At 73.1% G+C, this 16,203-nt stretch carries 15 protein-coding genes and 1 pseudogene; 8 read left to right on the top strand and 8 right to left on the bottom strand.

The features are described from left to right. Positions 1–81 precede the first annotated feature (81 nt). Complete coding sequence (locus ACP4IX_RS24985) at positions 82–813, top strand: MerR family transcriptional regulator (protein WP_426517331.1); 732 nt, start codon at positions 82–84, stop codon at positions 811–813. 9 nt (positions 814–822) lie between these two features. Here ACP4IX_RS24985 and ACP4IX_RS24980 read toward each other — a convergent pair whose 3' ends face one another. From ACP4IX_RS24980 to ACP4IX_RS24970, 3 genes are read right to left on the bottom strand one after another with little or no spacing between them, the layout of a single operon-like run. Continuing rightward, entirely contained in the window at positions 823–3,021 is a 2,199-nt protein-coding gene (locus ACP4IX_RS24980) for a 3-hydroxyacyl-CoA dehydrogenase NAD-binding domain-containing protein (RefSeq protein WP_426556664.1), read from the bottom strand. Positions 3,022–3,076: 55 nt separating this feature from the next. Next, on the bottom strand, positions 3,077–4,291 hold the full coding sequence (locus ACP4IX_RS24975) for an acetyl-CoA C-acetyltransferase (protein WP_426517335.1): 1,215 nt from the start codon (positions 4,289–4,291) through the stop codon (positions 3,077–3,079). Between the two features lie 11 nt (positions 4,292–4,302). Then, entirely contained in the window at positions 4,303–5,460 is a 1,158-nt protein-coding gene (locus ACP4IX_RS24970; protein WP_426556663.1) for a CaiB/BaiF CoA transferase family protein, read from the bottom strand. Between the two features lie 205 nt (positions 5,461–5,665). Between ACP4IX_RS24970 and ACP4IX_RS24965 the strand changes: the two genes are divergently transcribed. After that, complete coding sequence (locus ACP4IX_RS24965; protein ID WP_426556662.1) at positions 5,666–6,844, top strand: saccharopine dehydrogenase family protein; 1,179 nt, start codon at positions 5,666–5,668, stop codon at positions 6,842–6,844. A 251-nt stretch (positions 6,845–7,095) separates the two neighbouring features. On the opposite strand, the gene mmpA is transcribed toward ACP4IX_RS24965, so the two are convergent. Beyond that, entirely contained in the window at positions 7,096–7,245 is a 150-nt protein-coding gene (mmpA, locus tag ACP4IX_RS24960; RefSeq protein WP_426517341.1) for a morphogenic membrane protein MmpA, read from the bottom strand. A gap of 180 nt (positions 7,246–7,425) precedes the next feature. On the opposite strand from mmpA, the gene ACP4IX_RS24955 reads away from it, so the two are divergent. Next, positions 7,426–7,620 carry a hypothetical protein gene (locus ACP4IX_RS24955; RefSeq protein WP_426556661.1) on the top strand — a complete coding sequence of 65 codons (195 nt, stop codon included), beginning with the start codon at positions 7,426–7,428 and terminating at the stop codon, positions 7,618–7,620. Here the strand turns inward: ACP4IX_RS24955 and ACP4IX_RS24950 are convergent. Next, positions 7,608–8,312, bottom strand: a complete 705-nt coding sequence (locus ACP4IX_RS24950) for an endonuclease V (protein WP_426517345.1) — start codon at positions 8,310–8,312, stop codon at positions 7,608–7,610. The two genes, ACP4IX_RS24955 and ACP4IX_RS24950, sit on opposite strands and share 13 nt — an antisense overlap. Positions 8,313–8,353: 41 nt before the next feature. On the opposite strand from ACP4IX_RS24950, the gene ACP4IX_RS24945 reads away from it, so the two are divergent. Beyond that, positions 8,354–8,650, top strand: coding sequence for a YciI family protein (locus tag ACP4IX_RS24945; protein WP_426517347.1), 297 nt, complete (start codon positions 8,354–8,356; stop codon positions 8,648–8,650). Between the two features lie 12 nt (positions 8,651–8,662). Here the strand turns inward: ACP4IX_RS24945 and ACP4IX_RS24940 are convergent, their stop codons facing one another. Both ACP4IX_RS24940 and ACP4IX_RS24935 read right to left on the bottom strand, forming a co-directional pair. Next, positions 8,663–8,992, bottom strand: coding sequence for a plasmid stabilization protein (locus ACP4IX_RS24940; RefSeq protein WP_426517349.1), 330 nt, complete (start codon positions 8,990–8,992; stop codon positions 8,663–8,665). 42 nt (positions 8,993–9,034) lie between these two features. Continuing rightward, positions 9,035–9,506: pseudogene (locus tag ACP4IX_RS24935) on the bottom strand (WD40/YVTN/BNR-like repeat-containing protein); the annotation flags it as partial. 408 nt (positions 9,507–9,914) lie between these two features. On the opposite strand from ACP4IX_RS24935, the gene ACP4IX_RS24930 reads away from it, so the two are divergent. Continuing rightward, positions 9,915–10,331 carry an SsgA family sporulation/cell division regulator gene (locus tag ACP4IX_RS24930; RefSeq protein WP_426517351.1) on the top strand — a complete coding sequence of 139 codons (417 nt, stop codon included), beginning with the start codon at positions 9,915–9,917 and terminating at the stop codon, positions 10,329–10,331. Positions 10,332–10,403: 72 nt separating this feature from the next. Here ACP4IX_RS24930 and ACP4IX_RS24925 read toward each other — a convergent pair whose 3' ends face one another. Continuing rightward, the gene (locus ACP4IX_RS24925) at positions 10,404–11,102 is read right to left on the bottom strand and encodes a GOLPH3/VPS74 family protein (RefSeq protein WP_426556660.1); all 699 of its coding nucleotides are present in this window, start codon (positions 11,100–11,102) and stop codon (positions 10,404–10,406) included. Between the two features lie 322 nt (positions 11,103–11,424). Here ACP4IX_RS24925 and ACP4IX_RS24920 point away from each other — a divergent pair, with 322 nt between their 5' ends. The 3 genes from ACP4IX_RS24920 (at position 11,425) to ddaH (ending at position 16,200) form a co-directional block, all read left to right on the top strand. Further along, complete coding sequence (locus tag ACP4IX_RS24920; RefSeq protein ID WP_426556659.1) at positions 11,425–13,050, top strand: ABC-F family ATP-binding cassette domain-containing protein; 1,626 nt, start codon at positions 11,425–11,427, stop codon at positions 13,048–13,050. Between the two features lie 10 nt (positions 13,051–13,060). Next, positions 13,061–15,319, top strand: coding sequence for an ATP-binding cassette domain-containing protein (locus ACP4IX_RS24915; RefSeq protein ID WP_426556658.1), 2,259 nt, complete (start codon positions 13,061–13,063; stop codon positions 15,317–15,319). 104 nt (positions 15,320–15,423) lie between these two features. Next, a complete protein-coding gene (gene ddaH, locus ACP4IX_RS24910) occupies positions 15,424–16,200 on the top strand; it encodes a dimethylargininase (protein WP_426556657.1) in 777 nt (258 codons plus the stop codon). The last annotated feature ends 3 nt before the right edge of the window (positions 16,201–16,203 follow it).

Here is a 16,203-nt window from a genome sequence, read left to right as displayed (position 1 = left end):
CTTGTCACACGATCCGTCGGCCCTCTCTACACGGTGCACAAGAGGTGTCACAGCACTGGTGAGACAGCGATACTGCTGCTCATGACGACGACCGACACCGAGGAGCCGACCCTCACGATCGACGAGCTGGCCGCGCGGGCCGGCGTCACGGTGCGCACGGTCCGCTTCTACGGCACCAGGGGGCTGCTGCCGCCGCCGGCGATCGGCCCGCGCCGGGTGGGGCGCTACGGCGGGGAGCATCTGGCCCGGCTGGCGCTGATCGAGGAGTTGCAGCACCAGGGCATGACGCTGGCCGCGATCGAGCGGTATCTGCAGCAGCTGCCGCCGGACCTGAGCCCCCACGACCTCGCGCTGCAGCGCGCGGTCGTTGCCTCCTGGGCTCCGGAGACGGTGGAGAGCGTCACGCGCGAGGAGCTGGACCGGCGGGCGGGCCGGCCGCTGACGGACGACGAGGTGGACCGGCTGACCGCGATGGACGTCGTCGCGCGGGACGGTGACGCCTACCGGCTCGACGCCGGGCTGCTCCGGCTCGGCGTCGAGCTGCTCGACATGCCCTTCTCGCCCGAGACGCTCCTCGCCGCCCGTACGGCCCTCCTCGACCACTCCCGCGCCGCCGCGCGCGACCTGTCGCGGCTGCTGCGCGACGCGGTCGCCGAACGCGACGCGCGGGACGTGCGGTCCCTGTCCGCGCACATGCACCCGCTCGTGGTCCGGGCGCTGCTGACCACGTTCCAGCGGTCGCTTCGTGCGGAGCTGCGGGAGTGGCTCGACAAGGACACCGACGACGGCGCCGGCGCACACACGGGCGGGTGACGCGGCGGCTCAACGGGCGTCGGTGAAGACCTCCCCCTTGTCCGCCTTCTCCACCAGCAGCGCGGGCGGCGTGAAGCGCTCGCCGTAGCGGTCGGCGAGCTCGCGGGCGCGTGCCACGAAGCCGGGCAGGCCGGCACCTGCCCCGGCGTGGCCGTCGTAGCCGTTGATGTACTGGAGGACGCCGCCGGTCCAGCCGGGGAAGCCGATGCCGAAGATCGAGCCGATGTTGGCGTCGGCGACGGAGGTCAGCACGCCCTCCTCCAGAAGCCTGACCGTGTCGAGCGCCTCCGAGAAGAGCATGCGTTCCTGCATGTCCTCGAAGGGGATCTCGTACCCGGGCTCGGTGAAGTGCTCCCGCAGACCCGGCCAGAGTCCTGCCCGCTTGCCGTCGTCCCCGTACTCGTAGAACCCGGCGCCGCCCGAGCGTCCCGGACGGCCGAACTCGTCGATCATGCGGTCGATGACGGCCTCGGCGGGGTGGGCGGTCCAGGTACCGCCCGCCTCCTCCACGGCCCGCCTGGTCTCCTCGCGGATCTTCCGGGGCAGCGTGAGGGTCAGCTCGTCCATCAGGGCGAGCACCTTGGCCGGGTAACCCGCCTGGGCCGCCGCCTGCTCGACGGAGGCGGGCTCGATGCCCTCGCCGACCATCGCCACGCCCTCGTTGATGAAGTGGCCGATGACCCGGGAGGTGAAGAAGCCACGCGAGTCGTTGACCACGATCGGCGTCTTCCTGATCTGCCGCACCAGGTCGAACGCACGGGCCAGCGCCTCGTCACCCGTCCGCCCGCCCTTGACGATCTCGACGAGCGGCATCTTGTCGACCGGCGAGAAGAAGTGCAGTCCGATGAAGTCGGCCTGCCGCTCGACGCCCTCGGCCAGCGCGGTGATGGGGAGCGTGGAGGTGTTGGAGCAGAGCAGCGCGTCGGGGGCGACGACGTCCTGGATCTCCTGGAACACCTTGTGCTTGAGCGAGGTGTCCTCGAAGACGGCCTCGATGACCGCGTCGCAGCCCGCGAGGTCGGCGGCCTCGGCGGTCGGCGTGATGCGGGCCAGCAGCGCGTCGGCCTTCTCCCGCGTCGTACGGCCCTTGGCGACGGCCTTGGTGCACAGCTTCTCGGAGTAGGCCTTGCCCTTGAGGGCCGCTTCGAGGGAGACGTCCTTGAGCACGACGTCGATGCCCGCGCGGGCGCACGAGTAGGCGATGCCCGCGCCCATCATGCCCGCGCCGAGGACGGCCACCTTCGAGACCTCGCGGGGCTCGACGCCCTTCGGGCGGCTGGCGCCGGAGTTGACGGCCTGGAGGTCGAAGAAGAACGCCTGGATCATGTTCTTCGAGGTCTGTCCGGCGGCCAGCTCTACGAAGTAGCGGGCCTCGATGACCTGGGCGGTCTCGAAGTCGACCTGGGAGCCCTCGACGGCGGCGGCCATGATGCTCCGCGGTGCCGGGTAGGGGGCGCCGTTCGTCTGCTTGCGCAGGGTGGCGGGGAAGGCGGGCAGGTTGGCCGCGAACTTGGGGTGGGCGGGGGTGCCGCCGGGGATGCGGTAGCCGGGCCGGTCCCAGGGCTGGGCGGACTCCGGGTTGGCGTCGATGAAGGCGCGGGCCTTGGCGAGCATGTCCTCGCGGCTGTCGGCGACCTCGTCGACCAGGCCGTTCTCCCGGGCGCGGCGCGGGTTGTACTGGGTGCCCTGGAGGAGCACCTTGAGGAGCGCGTCGGTGATGCCGAGCATCCGGACGGTGCGGACGACGCCGCCGCCTCCGGGGAGCAGGCCGAGGGTGACCTCGGGGCAGCCGATCTTGGAGCCGGGTGCGTCGAGGGCGACGCGGTGGTGGCAGGCGAGGGCGATCTCGTAGCCTCCGCCGAGCGCGGCGCCGTTCATGGCGGCGACGACGGGCTTGCCCAGGGTCTCGATGCGGCGCAGGTTGCGCTTGATCGCCATGCCGCCGTCGAAGAGGTCCTGGGCGGTCTGCGGGGTGACGCGGATCAGGTCGCGCAGGTCGCCGCCGGCGAAGAAGGTCTTCTTGGCGGAGGTGACGATGACGCCGCGGATCGAGTCCTTCTCGGCCTCCAGGCGGTCGGTGATCACCGCCAGGGACTCGCGGAACGCCCGGTTCATGGTGTTCGCGGACTGGTCGGGGTCGTCGAGGACGAGGGTGACGATGCCGGTGTCGTCCTGTTCCCAGCGGATGGTGGTGCTCTCGGTCGTCATGGCAGGGGTCTCCAGTGAGGTCTTCGTGTGGCCGCGGTGCCGCTTCTCGCAGGGATCAGACGCGCTCGACGATGGTGGCGATGCCCATGCCGCCGCCCACGCAGAGGGTGGCGAGGCCGTAGCGCTTGTCCTGGCGCTCCAGTTCGTCGACGAGCGTGCCGAGGATCATCGCGCCGGTGGCGCCGAGGGGGTGGCCGAGTGCGATGGCGCCGCCGTTGACGTTGACCTTGTCCAGGGACAGGCCCATGTCCTTGACGAAGCGCAGGACGACCGCGGCGAACGCTTCGTTGATCTCGACCAGGTCGATGTCGTCGATGGTCAGCCCGGCCTTGGCGAGCGCCTTGCGGGTGGCCGGGGCGGGGCCGGTGAGCATGATGGTGGGCTCGGAGCCGGAGACGGCGGCGGAGACGATCCGCGCGCGGGGGGTGAGGCCGTAGCGGTCGCCGACCTCCCTGGAGCCGATGGCGACCAGGGAGGCGCCGTCGACGATGCCGGAGGAGTTGCCCGCGTGGTGGACGTGGTCGATCCTCTCCACCCAGTGGTACTTCTGCAGCGCCACGGCGTCGAAGCCGCCGAGTTCGCCGATGTCGGCGAAGGACGGCTTGAGGCCCGCGAGGGAGTCGGCGGTGGTGCCGGGGCGCAGGTGCTCGTCGTGGTCGAGGACGGTGAGGCCGGCGCGGTCCTTCACCGGGACGACGGACCGCTCGAAGCGGTTCTCCTTCCAGGCGGTCGCCGCGCGCTCCTGGGAGAGGGCCGCGTACTCGTCGACGTCGCGGCGCGTGAAGCCCTCGAGGGTGGCGATCAGGTCGGCGCCGATGCCCTGGGGGACGAAGTCGGTGGCGAGGTTGGTCATCGGGTCGTTGAACCAGGCTCCGCCGTCCGAGGCCATCGGCACCCGGGACATCGACTCGACGCCGCCCGCGAGGACCAGGTCCTCCCAGCCCGAACGCACCTTGGCCGCGGCCAGGTTGACGGCCTCCAGACCCGAGGCGCAGAAGCGGTTCTCCTGGACGCCCGCCACGGTGTCCGGCAGTCCGGCCGCGATGGCGGCGATGCGCGCGATGTCGGAGCCCTGGTCACCGACCGGGCCGACGACGCCGAGCACGATGTCGTCGACGGCGGCCGGGTCCAGGTCCGGGAAGCGGGCGCGGATCTCGTGGATGAGGCCGACGACCAGGTCGACGGGCTTCGTGCCGTGCAGGGCGCCGGTCGCCTTGCCGCGTCCGCGCGGGGTGCGGATCGCGTCGTACACGTACGCTTCGGTGGTCACTGGCAGGCCTTTCACTGAGGGTTTCGGGATGAGGCCGCAAGCCGGGGGACGTCCCAGTCGCGGGCCACTGTCTCGGTGTCGGCACCCGGCAGGGCGGGCCCGGTGCGGACGGCGGTGGGGGTCGCGGAGAAGCGGGGTGCGGGGGCGGGCTGGGTGACGCCACCGTGGTCGGTGAAGGTGGAGCGGGCGGCCAGGTGCGGGTGGTGCGGGGCCTCGCGGAGCGACAGGACGGGGGCGACGCAGGCGTCGGAGTCCGCGAAGACGGCCGTCCACCCGTCCCGGGTGCGGGACCTGAACCGGGTGGCGATGGCCTCGCGCAGCTCGGCCCAGCGGGCCATGTCGTCGCGGGCGGGCGCCTGGTCGGGGATGCCGAGGAGCTCCATGAACTCGGCGTAGAACCGCTGCTCCAGGGCGCCGACCGCCATGTACCGGCCGTCGGCGGTCTCGTAGGTGCCGTAGAAGGGGCAGCCGCCGTCGAGGAGGTTGGCGCCGCGGCGGTCCTGCCAGCCCCCGGCGGCGAGCATGCCGTGGATCATCGAGGACAGGTGGGCGGTGCCGTCGACGATGGCGGCGTCGACGACCTGGCCGGTGCCGGTCGCGCGGGCGTGGTGCAGGGCGGCGAGGATGCCGACGACCAGGTAGAGGGAGCCGCCCGCGTAGTCGCCGAGGAGGTTGGCGGGGACGGCCGGCGGCGCGTCGGGGTCGCCGATCATGCCGAGGGTGCCGGTGAGCGCGATGTACCCGATGTCGTGGCCGGCGCTCTGGGCGAGGGGGCCGGTCTGGCCCCAGCCGGTCATGCGGCCGTAGACGAGGCGGGGGTTGCGGGCGCGGCAGTGCTCGGGACCGACGCCGAGCCGTTCGGCGACGCCGGGGCGGTAGCCCTCGATCAGGACGTCGGCGCGTTCGGCGAGGTCGAGGACGCGGGCCGGGCCGTCCGGTGACTTCAGGTCGACGATCACCGAACGCTTGTTGCGGTTGGTGACGTCGTGGGCGGGGTCGATCGCGAGGCCGGGTCCGCCGGGACGGTCGACGCGGACGACGTCGGCGCCCAGGTCGGCCAGGAGCATGCCGGCGAAGGGCCCGGGGCCGATACCGGCCAGCTCAACCACGCGCACACCGGTGAGCGGGCCCTCGGGCGGCGTCCGCCCCGCTGTCTCCGCTTCCGACATCGAGCCCCCAGCTCTGTGACACAACTGATGTAACACCGGTGATGCTAGAAACGTGTTCCACCGGGCACAAGACCCGGGCGAGCAAGCGCTTAGCCAATTATGGGGCAGCCCCTCTCCGGTCCGGCAGTCCACACGCTAGCCTCAGCCACCGGCAACGGCGCGTGCTGCGGGACCAGGGGCCGTCGGCGGGTGACGAAGGGATGTCATGAGCAGGCTGAAGAGGGCCGACCGGCCGTACGACATCGTGCTCTTCGGAGCGACCGGGTTCGTCGGCGAGCTCACCGCGGAGTACCTCGCCGCGCACGCCCCCGACGGGCTGCGCTGGGCGATCGCCGGCCGCAGCGAGGAGAAGCTGCGGCGGCTGCGGGAGCGGCTGCCCGGCGCGGCGGACGTCGGCGTACTGCGCGCGGACGTGTCCGATCCGGCCTCGCTGCGCGAACTCGCCGAGCGGGCCCGCGTGGTGGCCACGACGGTGGGCCCGTACGTCCGGTACGGCGACGCGCTGGTCGCCGCCTGCGCGGAGACCGGCACGGACTGTCTCGACCTCACCGGCGAACCCGAGTTCGTGGACCTGACGTACGTCCGCCACGACGCACGCGCGCGGGAGACCGGAGCCCGGCTGGTGCACGCCTGCGGCTTCGACTCCGTCCCGCACGACCTCGGCGTGTACTTCACGGTGCGGCAGCTGCCGGAGGGTGTGCCGCTGGCCGTGGACGGCTTCGTGACCGCCGACGCCACCTTCTCGGGCGGTACGTTCGCCTCCGCGCTGGGCCAGTTCGCGCGCGGCCGGCAGCTGCGGGACGCCGCGCGGGAACGCCGGCGGCACGAACCCCGGCTGGTGGGCCGCCGGGCGGTGACGCCGACGGGCACGCCGCGGTTCGCCGGGGAGGTGGGGGCGTGGGCGCTGCCCCTGCCGACCATCGACGCGCAGATCGTGCGGCGCTCCGCGAAGGCCCTGGACCGGTACGGCCCCGACTTCCGCTACCGCCACTACGCGGCCGTCCGGCACCTGCCCGTCGCGGTGGGCGGGGTGGCGGCCGTGGGCGCGCTGGTGGCGGCGGCTCAGGTACCGCCCGCGCGGCGCTGGCTGACCGGCCGGTTCGAGTCCGGTGACGGGCCGGGCCCCGAGAAGCGGGCGAAGAGCTGGTTCTCGGTCCGCTTCGTGGGTGAGGGCGGCGGCCGGAAGGTGTTCACCGAGGTCGCGGGCGGTGACCCCGGGTACGACGAGACGGCGAAGATGTTCGCCGAGGCGGCGCTCGCCCTCGCCCTCGACGACCTGCCGCCGACGGCCGGGCAGGTCACGACGGCCGTGGCGATGGGGGACGCGCTGATCGAGCGGCTGAGGGCGGCGGGGATCCGTTTCCGGGTGGCCGCGATCCGCTGACGGGCCGCCCCGGGGCCTGCCGGGAGGACGCACGCCCTGCGCGGCCTGCCGGTGGCCCCACGCCCGGGCCTCCCCGAGAAGTCGCACACCCCGCGACCTGCCCAGCAGACCCGCGCCCGGGCCTCCCCGGAAGACGCGCCCCCCACGGCCTGCCGGTGGCCCCACGCCCCCGGTCCCGCCCGACGGGCGGCACGCCCCAGGCCGCTGCCCGACAGCGGTCCGCCCCATGGGCCGTCCGGTGGGGGCAGGCCCTAACCCGACCACCCGGCGACCGTGTAGATCATCCCTCCGATCCAGGCCAGCCCCGCCCCCACGGCGAGCACCAGCCCCGCGACCACGGCCCGCTCGGTGGGCCGGGCGGGCCGGTGGGCGGACTGCTCGGGTGCGCGGTGCGTCGTCATACGGTCCAGCCTGTCGCGGCCGGCGACCTGGCACATCCGTACGGATACTCAGCCGGTGACTGAGCACCGACACCGGCCGGCAGTCACCGCGATGTGAGGCTTTTCCCACCGCAGGGCACGTCCACCCGCCACCGAGCACGGCGAAGTGCCAAGAAGGACTTCAATGAAACCCTTGAAGGTATGAAGTTCCTTCTCGAAGTCACCATGGACGAGGGCGCGCTCGCCGAGGACCCCACGGGCGAGTTGCAGCGGATTCTGCGGTACTGGGGCGGCAACCTGCACCACTACGCGCTGCGGCCCGGCGACGGTTCGGTGGTCTACGACTCCGCGTACCGGGAGGTGGGCCGCTGGAGCGTCGTGGGTCAGGCCGAGTAGGTGGTGGCCGCCCGCAGGGCCGCCCGGCACAGGGCGTCCGCCCTGCGGGTGGTCTCCGGCAAGCGGTAGGCGGGGGCCAGTGCCAGGGTGTGCGCGCAGGCGTTGTCGAGGCTCACACGGTGCCCGGCGGAGACGAAGACCGGCTTGACGCCGGCGCGGGTACGGACGGCACGCCCGACCTCCTCGGCGCCGTCGAGAAGCGGTGACGTACTGCCGCGGGACGCGTCCGGGTCGTCGTACGTGAAGGTGAACGGGTTCTTGGCCACGCCGATCGTGGGCAGTCCGGTGAGCACCCCGAGGTGGCTGGCGAGGCCGAAGCGGCGCGGGTGGGCCAGGCCGTAGCCGTCGCAGACGACCAGACCGGGCGGGACGGCCAGGGCGTCCAGCGCGGCGAGGACGGTCGGGACCTCACGGAAGGCGAGCAGGCCGGGCACGTAGGGGAAGGAGATCCTCCCGACGGCCGTGGCCTCGGCGACGACGGCGAGGGTCGCGGCGTCCAGCACGACGGCCGCCGCCGCGACGACGTCGCGTTCGTCGTCGTAGGCGACGTCCACGCCGGTCACCCGGCCGGTGCCGGGCGGCGGGCCCGGCTCGTCGTGCACCACGCGTGCCCGCAGTTCGTCCTGGACGGCACGGGCCCGCTCCTCGGTCGCGGGCCAGTCGGTGGGGATCTGCACGGTCACGGTCGTCATGATGGCGGCAAGCCTACGGGGCCCGGAGTAGGCTCGCGATCATGTTCGTACTGGAGCTGTCGTACACCGCCCCGCTCGACGCCGTCGACGCCGTGCTGGAGGAGCACGTGGCGTGGCTCGACGACTTGTACGAGCAGGGGGTGGTCCTGGCGTCCGGGCGCAAGGAGCCCCGCGACGGCGGGGTGATCATCGCCGTCGCCGGGGACCGGGCGCGGATCGAGGAGATCGCCGCGGGCGACCCCTTCGTCAGGGCGGGGGTGTGCGCGTACCGCGTCACCGAGTTCGTCGCCACGAAGACGGCACCGGCACTGGAGCGGTACCGGGAGACCCCCGGCTAGGAGCCGTACGGCTCACTTGCCCAGGGCACGCTGCAGCTCGCTCTTGTTCATGTGCGAACGACCGCTGATGTCGCGGCGCTTGGCCTCCTGGTACAGCTGGTCGTAGGTGGGCCCCTGGGGGCCCTGCCGGTTGCCGGACCGCTGGCCGCCGCGCTTGCCGGGTGACTTGCCCTGCGTGGACGTACGGCTGGCGGTCTTCGACTCGCCGGACCGGGCGCGCTCCTTGTTCACCGTCCGGGCGGCGATCTCCTTGGCGCGGCCGGTGCTCTCGCCACGGTCCTCGGCGCTGTCCTTGATGTGCTCGTACTGCCGCTCCCGTTTGGAGCTCGAACCGCGTGGCATGTCCGCTCACTTCCTCTCACGTTCAGCGAACGGTTACCCACGTTACGGACAAACACCCGGCACCGCGCGGCGTCGGCGCTCCGGCCGGGCGACCGGCCCCCGCTCGCCGGCGGCCCAACAGCCCGGGTCGGCAGTGCAGTCCACGGTGTCGTAGGAGCCCGTGTCGACGGCCCGCCAGGTGCGGCCGCCGTCCGTGGTGAGATCCGTGCCGGCAGGGGCCGACCGCGAGGGCGGCCGTACGGCTGTGCGGGAGCCAGGCGACGCCCGAGCGGTAGGCCGGTGCCGGCCGGTCGGCGGGCCGCCAGGTACGGCCGCCGTCGGTGGTCCGCGCCGCCGCCCGGGGCGAGGGCCGGTCGGGGCGGAAGTCGCCGCCGACCGCGAGGCCGCGGTCGCGGTCGCGGAAGGCGAGGGCGAAGACGCCCCGGGCCGGGTCGCCCGCCGGGACCCGGGCGTCGGAGGCCGTCCGGGTGAGCCCCCGGTCGGCGGAGTGCAGCAGGCGTGCGCGTGCCGCGCCGCAGCTCGTGCGGGCGCCGGTGCGCGCGCACGGGGGCGGCCGCCGTCGGCGCGGCCGGCGCCGCCGCGCACACCGCCCCGGCGATCACCACCCGTCCCGCGGGCCCGCCGCCGGTTCGGGCGGATCGTGCCGTGCGTCGCGTGCTCTTCGAGCGCCTCATGGCGGGCGAAGCCGGCCCACCGCCCCGCCGCCGTCCAGAGGACCGTGTGCGGCACGCGCGTGCGGGCACGAGTGCCGTCAAGTGCCGTACGAGGCGCATGAGAAGAGTCGCGTCGCCCCCGCGCATGAACGCGGTGACAGAGGTCACTCGGTCATCGTGTGCACGGATCGGCTGATTCCGTCGTCTCTTCCAGTGCCCGGCCCGCACGACCCCGCAAGCCCGTCCAGCCGTCACGAGGGAGCAAGGCGTTGTCCACCGTCATCGAGCAGCCCGTCGAGGCGCGTCTTGTCGCCGCCGCGCCGCGTATGCCGAGCATTCCCGCCACGCTGCACTACGACCGCAGCGACCCGTTCGCCGTCCGCATGACCTTCCCGGCTCCGGCCACCCTCGAGGGCGTGGAGGTCTGCTGGACCTTCTCCCGCGAGCTGCTCATCTCGGGGATGCGGGAGCCGGACGGTCACGGTGACGTGCGGGTCCGCCCGTACGGGTACGACCGCACCGTCCTGGAGTTCCACGCGCCCGAGGGCACCGCCGTGGTCCACGTGCGCTCGGGCGAACTGCGCCGGTTCCTGCAGGCCACCGGCGAGCTGGTGCCGGTCGGCCTGGAGCACCTCCAGCTGGACCTGGACCACGATCTGGCGGAGCTGATGCGCGGGACCTGCTGACGGGGCCCCGCCGCCACGCACGCCGACCGCGGGAGCGCCGGCGCGGCCCGGGACGCCGCCGCACGGGCCGGCTCACCCGCCCGCCGACGCCACGGCCCGAGCCGTCTCCGCGCTCACCGCTCCCCGCACCTCGTCCACGATCCTCCGCAGCCCGGGTGCCGCCGCGCCGCCGCGCCCGGCCAGCTCGGCGACGCGGCCGTCCCGGCGCGCGCCGGTCACGGCGGACTCGAAGGCGCGGAACCCGAGGGTGCGCAGTCGCGCGGCGGCCGCCAGCGCGGCCACGGCCGCGTCCCGCTCCGAGACCTCCCCGGCCGGTACCGGCCCCTCCAGCACGTACCGCGTCTCCTCGCGCAGCGCCCGCGCCGCCGATGCCCGCGCCAGGACGTACTCCACGGACGGGAACACGCCGAGGACGCGCTTCTTCTCGGCACGCAGATACCCCTCGGCCACCAACTGCTCCCGGACCGCGTCGAAGGTGACCCGCGCGTACCGCCGCACCCACGTACGCCACCGGTGCGGCATCGACTCGCGGACGAGGTCCAGCAGTCCGTCGAGGGCGCTGTCCCCGGTGCGGGAGTCCAGGTCGGCGGGGGTGACGATCCCCTCGTCGTCGGTGAGCAGACCGCGTTGGGCCAGTTCGGTGAGCGCGCCGGCGCGCACCAGGTGGTGGAGCCGGGCGGCGTCGGCGGCGCCGGGCCGCGCCGGGTCCCAGGCCAGCAGGCAGAGCCTGGTCGGCAGTGAGAGCGAGCCGTCGGGCAAGCCGTTGGGCACGGGGCCTCCTCGGGGCCGTGAAACCGATCCGCGGTGAGGCGTTGACAGCCCACCCGGTTTCTCGTACGGTGTACAGCGCTTCTGTTGCCGCCGATTGGAGAAGGACGTTGCTCGTCTGAGGTCCTGAGACACCGCGTCACACCTGTCATGTGTGTACGCCGCGTGCGACCTCGGCGTTCGAGCCGTCCTTGCGGAGCAGGGCTTTTTTCATGCCCGAGCACTCCCCGGGGCTCCTCCTTCCCTCGCCCGACGGCGTCGCCGCCTCCCGGTGTCTCGATACGCGTTTGCCCCTGACCGCTTCAAGCAACCGCGGAGACCCTGTATGTCTGCTTCCATCACCTGTACGTCCCTCTCCTTCGCCTGGCCCGACGGCACGCCCGTCTTCGAGGGACTGGACACCGCGTTCGGCCCCGGCAGGACCGGGCTCGTCGGTGTCAACGGGTCGGGCAAGTCCACCCTGTTGAAACTGATCGCCGGGCAGCTCACTCCGGCCGACGGCACGGCCCGCGTGGCCGGCGAGGTCGGTTACCTGCCGCAGAACGTCACGCTCGACACCGCGCTGCGGGTCGACGAGGCGCTCGGCATCGCCGCTCGGCGCGCCGCGCTGCACGCCATCGAGGCGGGCGACGTGGCCGAGGAGCACTTCGAGACGGTCGGCGACGACTGGGACGTCGAGGAGCGCGCCCTCGCCACGCTCGGCGAACTCGGTCTCGGTCACGTCGGGCTCGACCGCACCGTCGGCGAGGTCTCCGGCGGCGAGTCGGTACTGCTGCGCCTCGCCTCGCTGCTGCTGCGCCGGCCCGACGTCCTGCTCCTGGACGAACCCACCAACAACCTCGACCTGTACGCACGCAGGCGGCTGTACACGGCCGTGGCCTCCTGGCCCGGGGTGATGGTCGTGGTCAGCCACGACCGCGAACTGCTGGACCTCGTCGACCAGATCGCCGACCTGCGCTCCGGTGGGATCACCTGGTACGGCGGCAACTTCTCGGCGTACGAGGAGGCGCTGGCCGTGGAGCAGGACGCGGCCGAGCGCATGGTGCGCGTCGCCGAGTCGGACCTGCGCAAGCAGAAGCGCGAGCTGGCCGACGCCCAGGTCAAACTGGCCCGCCGCAAGCGGTACGGCCAGAAGATGTGGGACCAGAAGCGCGAGCCGAAGATCGTCATGGGCGCACGCAAGCGCGCGGCGCAGGAGTCCGCGGGCAAGCACCGGATCATGCACGAGGAGAAGCTCGCCGAGGCCAGGGAGCGGCTCGACGACGCGGTGGAGGCGGTACGGGACGACGACGAGATCCGCGTCGACCTGCCGTACACCGCCGTGCCGCCGGGCCGCTCGGTGCTGACGCTCCGGGACCTGGAACTCCGCTACGGCGCGCGGGTGGAGGGCGGTTTCGATCTGCACGGCCCCGAGCGGATCGCGCTGATCGGGCGCAACGGCGCGGGCAAGACCACGCTGCTGCGCACGGTCGCCGGGGAGCTGGAGCCGGTGGCGGGCGAGGCGACGGCGCACGTCCCGATGCGGTTCCTGCCGCAGCGCCTGGACGTCCTCGACGGCGAGCTGAGCGTCGCCGAGAACGTGGCCCGGTTCGCGCCGGGCGCCACCAACAACCGGATCCGGGCGCGGCTGGCCCGCTTCCTGTTCCGGGGCACCCGCGCCGACCAGCAGGCGGCGACACTGTCCGGCGGCGAGCGTTTCCGGGCGGCGCTGGCCGCGCTGATGCTGGCCGAGCCCGCCCCGCAGCTGCTGATGCTGGACGAGCCGACGAACAACCTGGACATGGCGAGCGTGCGGCAGCTCACCACCGCGCTGGAGTCGTACGAGGGGGCGCTGATCGTGGCCAGTCACGACCTGCCGTTCCTGGAGTCGATCGGTATCACCCGATGGCTGCTGCTGGAGGAGGGAGAGCTGAAGGAAACCACGCCAGAAGCTGTCGGGTATCCCGCCTAGCGTCGCCCGCATGAGCGAGTTCATCACCATCACCGGAGCCAGGGAGAACAACCTCCAGGACGTCACCCTCCGCATCCCGAAGGGCCGGCTGACCGTGTTCACCGGCGTTTCGGGGTCAGGGAAGTCGTCGGTCGTGTTCGACACGATCGCGGTCGAGTCGCAGCGCCAGCTGAACGAGACGTTCACCTGGTTCGTCCGCAACCGGCTGCCCCAGTACGAACGCCCGCACGCGGACGCCCTGGAGGCCCTCTCCCCCGCGATCGTCGTCGACCAGCGGCCGGTCGGCGGCCACTCCCGCTCCACCGTCGGCACCATGACCGACATCCACTCGGTGCTGCGGGTGCTGTTCTCGCGGCACGGCACGCCCAGCGCCGGGGCCGCGACGGCCTACTCGTTCAACGACCCGTCGGGCATGTGCCCCGGCTGCGACGGCCTGGGCCGCACGGTGCGGCCCGACTGGGACCGCATCCTCGACCCGGGCAGGTCGCTGGCGCAGGGGGCGGTCCGCTTCCCGCCGTTCGCGGCCGGGACCTGGCAGGGGCAGGCGTACACCAACACCGACGAGCTGGACCCGGACAAGCCGGTCGGCGACTTCACGGACGACGAGCGGGCGTTCCTGATGCGCGGGCGGCCCGGCAGCAAGGTCACCGTCAACGGCACGGGCGGCACCTGGACGACCGAGTACGAAGGGCTCGCCGACCGCTTCGAGCGGCTGTACCTGAAGCGGGACCTGTCGGCGATGAGCGAGAAGACCCGGAACCTGGTGCGGGAGTTCCTGGTCGAGGGCAGTTGTCCCGACTGCGGCGGCGCCCGGCTCAACGCGGCGGCGCTCGCGACCCGGATCGACGGGCACTCCATCGCCGACTGCTCCCGCATGCAGGTCACCGACCTGATCGCCGTACTCAAGGAGATCGACGACCCGGTGGCCCGGCCGGTCGCCGCTGCCGCCGTGGCCGCGCTGGAGCGCATCGAGACGATCGGCCTCGGCTACCTCAGTCTCGACCGGGAGACCTCCACGCTGTCCGGGGGCGAGGGGCAGCGGCTGAAGACCGTGCGGCACCTGGGCTCCAGCCTGACCGGGATGACGTACATCTTCGACGAGCCCAGCGTGGGGCTGCACCCGCGTGACGTCGGCCGCCTCGGCGACCTGCTGCTGCGGCTGCGCGACAAGGGCAACACCGTGCTGGTCGTCGAGCACGACCCGGACGTCATCGCGCTGGCGGACCACGTCGTCGACATGGGGCCGCGGGCGGGCGCGGACGGCGGCCGGGTGGTGTTCGAGGGCACCCCGGGCGAACTGGCCGCGGCGGACACGCTCACCGGCCGCTGCCTCCGGCGCCGTACCACGGTGAAGGCGGACCCGCGCACGCCGACCGGCGAGCTGTGGGTGAAGGGCGCCGGCCGGCACAACCTGCGGGACGTGACGGTCGCCTTCCCGACCGGGGTGCTGACGGCGGTCACCGGGGTCGCCGGGTCGGGCAAGAGCACGCTGGTCGCGGAACTCGTCGCCGCCCACCCGGACGCCGTGGTCGTCGACCAGTCGGCGATCGGCATCTCGGCACGCTCCACCCCGGCGACGTACCTCGGGATCATGGACCCGGTGCGGAAGATCTTCGCGCGGGAGACGGGCGCCGATCCGGGGTCCTTCAGCTTCAACTCGGCGGGCGCGTGCGGCACCTGCACGGGGCGAGGCATCATCTACACGGACCTGGCCTTCATGGACCCGGTGACCACGACGTGCGGCGACTGCGAGGGGCGGCGCTTCCGGGAGGAGGTGCTGCGGCTGACGGTCGACGGCCGCTCCGTCGCCGACGTGCTGGCGATGACCGCCGGCCAGGCCCTGGACTTCCTCACCGACTCGGGCGTACGGCGGCGGTTGCGCGCCCTGCGCGACGTCGGCCTCACGTACCTCACGCTCGGGCAGCCGCTGTCCACGCTGTCGGGCGGCGAACGCCAGCGCATCAAACTGGCCACCCGGCTGCACCGCACCGGCGCCGTGTACGTCCTGGACGAACCGACCACCGGGCTGCACATGTCGGACGTCGAGGGACTGCTCGCCCTGCTGGACCGGCTGGTCGACACCGGCAACACCGTCGTGGTCGTCGAGCACAACCTGGACGTGGTGGCGCACGCCGACCGGGTGATCGACCTCGGCCCGGACGGGGGCCGGGACGGCGGCCGGGTGATCTTCGAGGGCACCCCGCGAGAACTGCTCGCGGCCCGGGACTCCAGCACCGCGGAGCATCTCAGGAGGGCCACGGGACACTGACGGGGGTTCCGTCCCCGCGGGCCCGCCCTGCATGATGGCCAAGCCGGCGCCGTAACACGGGCGCCGGACAGCCAACACCGGTTCGGAGACCCCGGAGCCCCCTCGTGCCCAGCAAGAAGGCCCTCGTCCGCCGCCCGAGCCCCCGCCTCGCCGAGGGGCTGGTGACCCACATCGATCGCGAGCGGGTCGATCACGGCCTCGCCGTCGAGCAGTGGGAGGCGTACGTCGAGGCGCTGCGCACGCACGGCTGGGAGACGCTGGAGGTGGACCCGGCCGACGACTGCCCGGACTCGGTCTTCGTCGAGGACACCGTCGTCATGTTCCGGAACGTCGCGCTGATCACGCGGCCCGGCGCCGAGTCGCGCCGCACGGAGACCGCCGGGGTCGAGGAGGCCGTGGCCCGGCTGGGCTGCTCGGTCAACTGGGTCTGGGAACCGGGGACCCTGGACGGCGGCGACGTCCTGAAGATCGGCGACACGCTCTACGTCGGACGCGGGGGCCGCACCAACGCGGCCGGCGTCCAGCAGCTGCGGGCGGCCTTCGAACCGCTGGGCGCCCGGGTCGTCGCCGTGCCCGTGAGCAAGGTGCTGCACCTGAGGTCGGCGGTCACCGCGCTGCCGGACGGGACGGTGATCGGACACATCCCGATGCTGGACGTGCCGTCGCTGTTCCCCCGTTTCCTCCCGGTTCCGGAGGAGTCGGGCGCGCACGTGGTGCTGCTCGGCGGCGGCAAGCTGCTGATGGCGGCGAGCGCTCCGAAGACGGCGGACCTGCTCGCCGGCCTGGGTCACGAGCCGGTGGTCGTGGACATCGGCGAGTTCGAGAAGCTCGAGGGCTGTGTGACGTGCCTCTCGGTGCGACTGCGGGAGCTGTACGCCTGAGCC

It is taken from the genome of Streptomyces sp. WG5, from assembly GCF_049974565.1.
Lineage (GTDB): Bacteria > Actinomycetota > Actinomycetes > Streptomycetales > Streptomycetaceae > Streptomyces.
Note: the sequence above shows the minus strand (reverse complement) of the source record. Positions and strands in the feature narration are given on the sequence as shown.